Genomic DNA, 8,864 nt, shown 5'->3' on the forward strand with positions numbered 1-8,864 from the left:
AACTATGACTAAAAATGCCCCCACAACTTTTAATGCAATTGTAGAGAGAATCAGAACTCAGAAAACAATGCTGCTGCCAGCAGTTGCAATCTCTGCATTTGCCCTCGTAGGTTATGCTGCGGCTGACCGTCAGGCACCTGTTATTCATTCAAATAAGATTGTTGTTCCTTATGGTACAAAGCTAAATGCATCTGATTTTGAAATTACAGATAACCGTGATAATTTAGATATCATGGATGTTTCTATTCAATCAGGATCATATGAATCAAAACAGTTAGGTACTTATTCAGTGAAAGTTTCTGTTACCGATACATTCAAGAATACAACTAATAAAGAAGTCGAAGTACAGGTTATTGATAATAAAGCACCTGTTATTTCAGCACGCGTTGACGGCGGTTATATCATAGATGTAGAAGCCAATGGATCAAATAACTTATTTGACTATGTGAAAGCGACAGATAATGTAGATGGTGACGTCAGTGATTTCATCACTTTTGATGGCAGTATTGATACAGCTGTTATTGGGGAACAGAAGGTTGTTGCTCATGTAGAAGATAATGCAGGAAACAAAGCTGAAAAAACACTTTCATTTAATGTAAAGGATTCTATTGCACCAGTACTTACTCAAAAGACACAGTCATTTGATGTAAACTATGGTGAACCTTTCAATCCTGCTGATTATTTTGATGTATCAGATAATTTTGATCCATCTCCAGTATTAACTGTTAAAGGTGATATTGATACTAAGAAATTAAATAGCGAACAGAAAGCAACTATTATTGCAACTGATAATAGTGGTAATGAAACAAAACAGACATGTACTTTCAATATTAAGGATATCAAAGGTCCTGAAATCAAGTTGAATACAAATAAAGTTTCTATTACTGAAGGAACATCTGTGAACTGGCGTTCACTCATCGTTTCAGCTATTGATAATTTAGATGGTGATTTAACTAAATATGTTGGAATCAGTGGTAATGTAGATGTAAATAATGAAGGTTGCTATACAGCAACTTATACTGTAACTGATAAGACTGGTAACACAACAGTTGTTAATATTCCTGTAGAAGTAAAATCGAGAAATACAGCTCTTATTCAGACTGCATTAGGTAAGATTGGATGCCGTTATAGAATGGGTGCTGTAGGACCTAATGTCTTTGACTGTTCAAGCTTTACTAGATGGGTATATAGACAGAATGGACGTTCTTTAAGTGGTACAGCTGCTGTGCAGTATAATACAACTCAAAGAGTAGATAGAAATGCATTAAAACCCGGTGATCTTGTATTCTTTAAGAATACATATAAGAAAGGTATCTCTCACGTAGGTATTTATCTAGGTGGAGGAAGATTCGTACATGCTGCCAATGAAAAGAAGGGTGTTATTACTTCTTCTCTAGGTGAATCTTATTATGCTGCTCATTATGCAGGCGGAGGAAGAGTTTAATCTTTAAGGAAATCGGTTTCGATTTCCTCTTTTTTTATGATAAAATAAAAGAGTGAAGGGAGTGTTTATGATGTATATAGGAACACAGGATTTACTCAAGCAGTATGATGCTTATTTATTAGAACATGGTTATCAAATAGAAGAGCTTGTTAATCTTGCAAGTGATGCATTACTCAATCATTTCACAAAATATAATCAGTTGGCTATTTTAATAGGACCAGGTAATAATGGGGCAGATGGCTATTCTTTAGGATTAAAACTAGAGAAACTAGGAAAACAAGTCAACTATTATTACAGTGGAGATATAGGCAAGGTATCACAGGCTAATCGCTATTATCGTGATCAATGTGAAGATAATCATCTTATTTATGTAGATGAAGATAATATTAATGCAATTAACTGGAATGACTATGATTGTATTGTCGATGGATTATTTGGATTTGGATTAAATAGCGCCCCTAGAGGCATGTACAAGATTATGATTGAGTCTATTAATGATACTTATAAAGGTATTGTTGGGGCTATTGACATCCCTACAGGACTTGACTGTAATACAGGTAAAGCGTATGAAGCAGCATTAAAGGCAGATTTCACAGTTACTTTAACTGCTTTAAAACAAGGCTTCTTAGATCCACGTTCACTCGAATATACAGGTGAAGTGATTTTAGAAACATTGGCTGTGAATGATTGTTTCAAGGAAGCAGGCTTATTTGAATATGTAGGAGAAGAATATGCGAAAGCACATTTAAGAAAGAGAGTCTATAATGGTTATAAGAATATCTATGGGGTAGATGGTTTAATTGTAGGAAGTGATCAATATACAGGTGCACCATTACTTGCGACTAAAGCAGCTTATTATACTGGTGCAGGTATTGTGAAGACAATTACTTCAGAAAAAGTGACAGCACTATTACCTCTTTATATTCCTGAAGCCATTCCAGTTACAAGACCACAGATTTTCCATTATGATGATTTTGATGGTTATGATGCATTATTAGTCGGATGTGGTTTAGGACTTGAAGAGGGGGCTTTTAGAGCCGTTATTGATATTATGACAGCTTCTATCTGCCCACTTGTCCTTGATGCAGATGCACTTACAATTCTATCTAGGAATATGCATTTATTAGAAAAACAGAATCGTAGTGTTATTCTTACGCCTCATATTGGTGAATTCAAACGTTTATGTCATGTAGAGGATTATCCTGATTTGATGATGGCAGCACAGAGCTTTGCCTCAAAGTATCATTGTATTCTTGTCTTAAAAGGGCCTCATACTATTGTGACTGATGGTAAGACATCTTATCGTATTGCGTCTGGTAATAAAGCCATGGCGGTTGGTGGTATGGGTGATACACTCGCTGGAATCATTACATCACTTCTAGGACAGGGTTATGAAGCATTAGAAGCGGCAGTACTTGGTGTTTATATTCATGGACGTGCTGGAGATGAAGTCGCAAAACAGGCTTATACAGTTATCCCTGAAAAACTTATTGAAGAAATACCACATACAATGGCTGTACTTGCTGGTGAAATAGAATAAGAAAAAGCTGGAAAGCAAAAATTGCTCTCCAGCTATTTTTTTAGTCTGATAATAGAAATATTACGATTTTTAGTATGTGTTTTACGATAACTAAAGAATAAATCATCATTCTCCATTGTACAATAAGGACTGACTTCGATATGTTCTTCTAAAACACCACAGTTAAGTAACTGCTGTTTAATAAGTCCTTTAGAATTAAGAAGATAATGTGTTTCATCTTTTTTAGTATAGAAAGAAGATGTATCAAAACTCATACTTTTAACACGATCAATAATATCATCCATCGCTTCAAAGTTTCGTGCCTCAATAGAAGGTCCTACATAAGCATAAATATGACTAGGATCACATCCTTCATCTTCTATTAAATGACGTGTTACCTTGCCTACAATCTCAGTAACCGTACCTTTCCATCCTGAATGAATTGCAGCCACTAGATGCTGGTTCTCACAATATAAAAGAACAGGACAGCAATCTGCATGAAAAGTAAAAAGAGTGAGATCTGTATCTCTTGTATATAATGCATCAAAACCTAAATAGGCATCCTTTTGGCTATATATCCCTTTACCGCCATCATTTTTATTTACATTCAAATAATGTGTTGTATGACGCTGTAAAGGTGCAACCATATGATCAAGCTCAGTATGAAGCATTTGTGCGAGTTCTTTACGGTTTTCTAGCACCTGCTTGTCATCCAAGCCGTTATAGCTCATATTGAACAGCCTACCATCAATATGAGCTGGTACTGTATAGCCTTCTACCATATCATTATTAAATTTCCAAGGTATTAATTTCATCTAGCATCCTCCACTTTCTCTAATTCATCATAGAAAGAATCGTCAGGATCAATATAAATTGTTTTATAATGTCCTAAAAGAACTAAACCTGGCTTATTTGTATGAGGTTTTTTTAAGTTCTTCACTAAACAATAATTCACCGGAACACTTGAACTATATTTCCCCTTAGAGAAATATGCCGCAATATTTGCAGCAAGTCTCATAGTATACTCATCCAGATTTTCTGCATGCACAATAATATGAGAACCAGGCATATCCTTCACATGGAACCACATATCATTACGTGATGCCATCTTGAATGTCAGATAATCATTCTGCAAGTTATTCTTACCAACATAAATAATAATACCATCACGAGTACGATAGACATCATAATGAGGATGTGTTTTCTTTTTTAACTTCTTCATATTCTTCTTACGGATATAGCCCATGTTTTCAAGCTCTTCCTTGATTTCCATGGCATCATAATAATCCGCATTATCCATCAAGGTATTTAAAGTATCAAAATAATTGATTTCTTCTTTCGTCTTTTCAATCTGTTCCTCTAGAACCTTTAAGGAATTCTTTGCTTTCTGATACTTATTATAATAATGGTTGGCGTTTGTTTTTCCATCAAAACGCTCATCAAGTTCAATAGTCATCTTTGTTCCATCATAATAATTATCCACAGTCACTTCCTTCATTCCTTTTTGAATAAGATGTAAAGAAGCATATAAGAGATCACCTTTAATACGATATTCATCACTATTATGAGAATCAAATAATGTCTTTTCTAGCTTATCAAGCTTATTCACGTTTTTTGTATATTCTTTCTGAATAAAATGAAGAATATCAGAAGTCTGCTGTTTAATACGATCCTTCTGATCAATAAACTGATAATACGCATCTAATCCATCAAAAAGAGAATAGTGATCAATTCTTTTTCCAAAACAAGTCAAAGGAATCACATGATACTTCTCTTTATCACCTCGTGTGATATAGAGTTCTTTACTATTTTGTATTTCATTCATAATAGTTTTGAAATCAGTCCCCTGTTCCATTCTCACAGCTACTTCTTCAGCTAAGTCCTTAGAGAATCCTTCAAACTCTTTTACAAGCTGAGTTGTCTCAGGGGTATTCTCAAATGGATTCTTCTTATCGAGAAGTGGAGGGTAGGTATAAGTAATCCCTGGCTGCATAATACGAATACTATCGCTCGGAGAAACACGCTTTAAACATTCAAGAATCTTATCTTCTTTATTTGTAAGAATAAAGTTAGAGTGCTTACCCATGATTTCTATATAGAGATGATACTCTACAAGATCTTTAAATTCATTTCTTCCTCTTAAAGTTATCTTTAATATACGATCAAGTCCCACCTGTTCAATACGCTCAATAAAAGACCCTTCAATATGTTTTCTTAGAAACATAGTCAAAGCGTTAGGAAAATCAGGTGTAGGATAATTCAATTGCGTTAACTGAACACGGGCATACATTGGATGAATAGAAACAAGGAGTTTCTTATTTTCATTCTGTGCACGTACAGTCATTAATAATTCGTATTTCGATATCTGATATAATTTTGAAATACGTCCTGTCACGATTGTTTCATTTAATAATTCTGTAACACGTGACAATACAATTCCATCAAATGCCATATTCATCACCCGACTTAGTATAACATATTTAAAAGTGTTTGACATCACTGTTTTATTCATGTAGGATATCTTAAAAAGGGGATGTAGATAAGTGAAAAGAGGCCTTCTAATTATCCTGAGTGGACCTAGCGGCGTAGGCAAAGGAACAGTCAGAGAACAACTATTTAAAGAAGAATCATTAAACCTTGCATATTCAATTTCAATGACTACACGATATAAGAGACCTGGCGAAAGAGAAGGAATCGATTATTTCTTCGTGGATGTTGATACATTTAAGAAAAAGATTGAGCAGGGTGAATTACTAGAATACGCACAGTTTGTAGGTAATTACTATGGAACACCTAAAGCCTATGTAGATCAGCTACTAGATGAAGGTAAGAATGTTGTACTAGAAATCGAAGTACAAGGTGCACTTCAGGTTATGAAGAAAGTACCAGACGCACTTACAATTTTCTTAGTACCACCTTCAATGGAAGAATTAGAAAAACGTATTCGTGGACGTAGAACAGAAGCTGAAGATGTTATTAAAGAACGTCTTGATAAAGCAAGAAGAGAAATTGCGACAAAAGATCAGTATAAGCATGTAGTGGTGAACGATGATGTTATGCGTGCTAAAGATGATATTGTCAAGATTATCGAAGAAAACATGAAGTAGCCATCTGGCTGCTTTTTCTTTTTTACGGAGGTGATTTTATGTTTAAGGTAGAAGTATTAATAGAACATCCTGTCCAGGCATTAGATCGTGGTTTTTCTTATTTATCTAAGAAACCAATTCTTACAGGAATTCGTGTAAAAGTTCCATTTAATCATCGTCAGGTGGTTGGTTATGTCTTATCGGTTGAAGAAGTTCAATTAACGCAGAAAGAACTAGAAGAAAGAGATGGCTTTAAATACTCCTATATTTATTCTGTCATAGATGAAGCACCACTCTTAAACAATGAATTAATAACACTGGCTCATCGTATGTCTAAGATGACACTTTGCCCACTTATTGCTTGTTTCCAGGCAATGCTGCCAGGTACTTTAAAACCCTCTACACATAAAATGGTCGGTATCAAGACGAGACAATGTGTAAAAGTAATCAATACAGGAACACCTAAAACAGTGAAACAGAAGGAATGTTTTCGTATGCTTTTGAATCAGGGAGAAATGTTTCTTAAGGATATCCCTTATTCTAGAAGTGTCATCTCATCTCTTGAAAATCAGGGATTGATAGAGATTTATAATAAAGAAGTACAGCGCAACCCTTATGCAGGAAATGATTTAAAGGTCAATAATGAAATTACCTTAACACCACTTCAAGAAAGTGTTGTAAGGGGAATCCTTCAAACCTCTCATACTATTTCTCTTATTCATGGGGTTACAGGATCTGGGAAGACAGAAGTCTATATTGCGCTCACTAAAAAGATGTTAGAAAAGAATAAGACAGTACTTATGCTTGTGCCAGAAATATCTTTGACGCCGATGATGGAACGTATTTTTAAAGAACGTTTTCATGACGAAGTGGCAATCATTCATTCCCGTTTATCACAGGGAGAAAAATATGATGAATATCGTCGTATAAAAAAGGGTGAAGCTCGTATTGTGGTAGGTGCGCGTTCTGCAATCTTTGCGCCAGTTGAGAATCTAGGACTCATCATTATGGATGAAGAACATGATATGAGCTATAAGCAGGACAATACACCACGTTATCATACATTATCTATTGCGAAGATGCGTGCAGAGAAAAATAATGCGAAGATTGTCCTAGGCAGTGCGACACCATCTGTAGAAACATATGCGAGAGCACAAAAAGGAATCTATGGCTTATTTGAGATGAAAGAAAGAATTAATGGGAAACCATTACCTTATTGTGAAGTGGTAGATATGGGTAACGAAGCGCGTCAGGGTAACTATTCACTATTATCTCAAAGAATGCAGCAGCGACTAGAAGAAACTCTGAATAAAGGAGAACAGGCTATGATTCTTTTAAATAAGAGAGGCTATGCGTCTTTTATTAAATGTGAATCATGTGGTAAACCAATCCGCTGTCCGCATTGTGATGTGACGCTTACTTATCATAAAGCTGAAAACAGATTAAAATGTCACTTATGTGAATACTTCACTTCTGTACCTCAAGTCTGTCCTGAATGTGGTAGTACGCATCTTAAAAAGATAGGGTATGGTACACAGAAAATAGAAGAAGAATTAGAAAAGAAATATCCAGATGCACGTATTATTCGTTTTGACTTTGATACAACCCGTAATAAGAATACACATTTAAAATTACTTAAAGATTTTGAAGAACATAAAGCAGATATTATGCTTGGTACACAGATGATTGCGAAGGGGCTTGATTTCTCCAATGTCACATTTGTAGGGGTTCTTATGGCTGATCTGTCTCTTATGGTACCGGATTTTAGAGCTTCTGAACGCACATTCCAGTTATTATGTCAGGTGGCAGGAAGGAGTGGACGAGGAGATAAGCAGGGGACTGTCATGATTCAGACATTTAATCCTGAACATTATGCAATCAAGGCAGCTGTGAAGCAGGACTATGAAGCTTTCTTTAAGGAAGAGATGTTATTTAGAAAGAAAGCAAAATATCCACCATTCTGCCACCTTGTATCAGTCATTGTACAATCCCGTACACCAAAGAATGTTCATTTGACAGCCTTGGATATCAGCAAGTGTTTAAAGGAACATTTAGAAAAGGTACGCATTATCGGCCCTCAGCCCGCCTTTAAGATGCAGGATATCTATCGTGAAAGAATTTTGATTAAATATATAGAATCTAAGCCAATCTATGAACAATTAAGTCTCATCGATGATTATTATAACCGTACAAGAAAAGGAGGTGTCATTGTGGCATGCGATTTTAATCCGTATTCCACATATTAATATGAAAGAAAGAGATACAGCATTAGACATACTCATTGATTATGAAAAGAATGAGAGTTATTTAAATATCACTTTAAATCATACTCTTACTCAAGATTTCTCATCATCAGAAAGAGGACTTATTACAACCCTCGTCTATGGGACTATTCAGAATCGTTTATATCTAGAATATCAATTAGAACCACACATCCATACTCGCTTAAAAGTTGTAGAGAGAATGCTTCTATTAATGAGCCTTTACCAGCATTTTTATTTAGATACACCAGATTATGCGATAGTGAATGAGGCAGTAGAAATTATTAAAGAAAGAAGAAATAAAAGAGCAGGAGGCATGATTAATGCGATTTTGCATAGTTGTTTTAAAGAAACAAGATCTTTAGATGATTTGGATCATGATGAACGTTTATCTATTTCTACAAGTCATCCATTATGGATGGTCAAGATGTTCAATGCGCAATATGGCAAAGAAACAACAGAAAAGATTCTTCATGCTGATAATGAAGTTCCTTTAAAAAGCGGCCGTGTGAATACATATAAGATGTCTCGCGAGGAATTCTTAAAGAAGTATC

The 8,864-nt window shown here is 35.1% G+C and carries 7 protein-coding genes; 5 read left to right on the forward strand and 2 right to left on the reverse strand.

The window, feature by feature from the left end; all coding sequences use genetic code 11:
- Positions 1–4: 4 nt before the first annotated feature.
- Together B2S90_RS08040 and B2S90_RS08045 are read left to right on the forward strand one after the other, a co-directional pair.
- Complete coding sequence (locus tag B2S90_RS08040; protein WP_278780348.1) at positions 5–1,444, forward strand: NlpC/P60 family protein; 1,440 nt, start codon at positions 5–7, stop codon at positions 1,442–1,444.
- Positions 1,445–1,511: 67 nt separating this feature from the next.
- Positions 1,512–2,984, forward strand: coding sequence for an NAD(P)H-hydrate dehydratase (locus B2S90_RS08045; protein WP_286696853.1), 1,473 nt, complete (start codon positions 1,512–1,514; stop codon positions 2,982–2,984).
- 32 nt (positions 2,985–3,016) lie between these two features.
- On the opposite strand, the gene pgeF is transcribed toward B2S90_RS08045, so the two are convergent.
- Together pgeF and B2S90_RS08055 are read right to left on the reverse strand one after the other, a co-directional pair.
- Complete coding sequence (gene pgeF / locus B2S90_RS08050; RefSeq protein WP_278780350.1) at positions 3,017–3,778, reverse strand: peptidoglycan editing factor PgeF; 762 nt, start codon at positions 3,776–3,778, stop codon at positions 3,017–3,019.
- A complete protein-coding gene (locus tag B2S90_RS08055; RefSeq protein WP_278860343.1) occupies positions 3,775–5,415 on the reverse strand; it encodes an Rqc2 family fibronectin-binding protein in 1,641 nt (546 codons plus the stop codon). Before B2S90_RS08055 ends, pgeF begins: the two co-directional genes overlap by 4 nt.
- 91 nt (positions 5,416–5,506) lie before the next feature.
- Between B2S90_RS08055 and gmk the strand changes: the two genes are divergently transcribed.
- The 3 genes from gmk to B2S90_RS08070 all read left to right on the forward strand — a co-directional run.
- On the forward strand, positions 5,507–6,070 hold the full coding sequence (gene gmk / locus B2S90_RS08060; protein ID WP_006505120.1) for a guanylate kinase: 564 nt from the start codon (positions 5,507–5,509) through the stop codon (positions 6,068–6,070).
- Between the two features lie 38 nt (positions 6,071–6,108).
- Positions 6,109–8,295 carry a replication restart helicase PriA gene (gene priA, locus B2S90_RS08065; RefSeq protein WP_278860344.1) on the forward strand — a complete coding sequence of 729 codons (2,187 nt, stop codon included), beginning with the start codon at positions 6,109–6,111 and terminating at the stop codon, positions 8,293–8,295.
- Positions 8,252–8,864 (forward strand): transcription antitermination factor NusB (locus B2S90_RS08070; RefSeq protein ID WP_286696854.1); only part of this gene is annotated, 613 nt, incomplete at its 3' end. The genes priA and B2S90_RS08070, both read left to right, overlap by 44 nt.

Source organism: Catenibacterium sp. UBA627 (genome assembly GCF_002299355.1).
Taxonomy (GTDB): Bacteria; Bacillota_I; Bacilli_A; order Erysipelotrichales; family Coprobacillaceae; genus Catenibacterium; species Catenibacterium mitsuoka.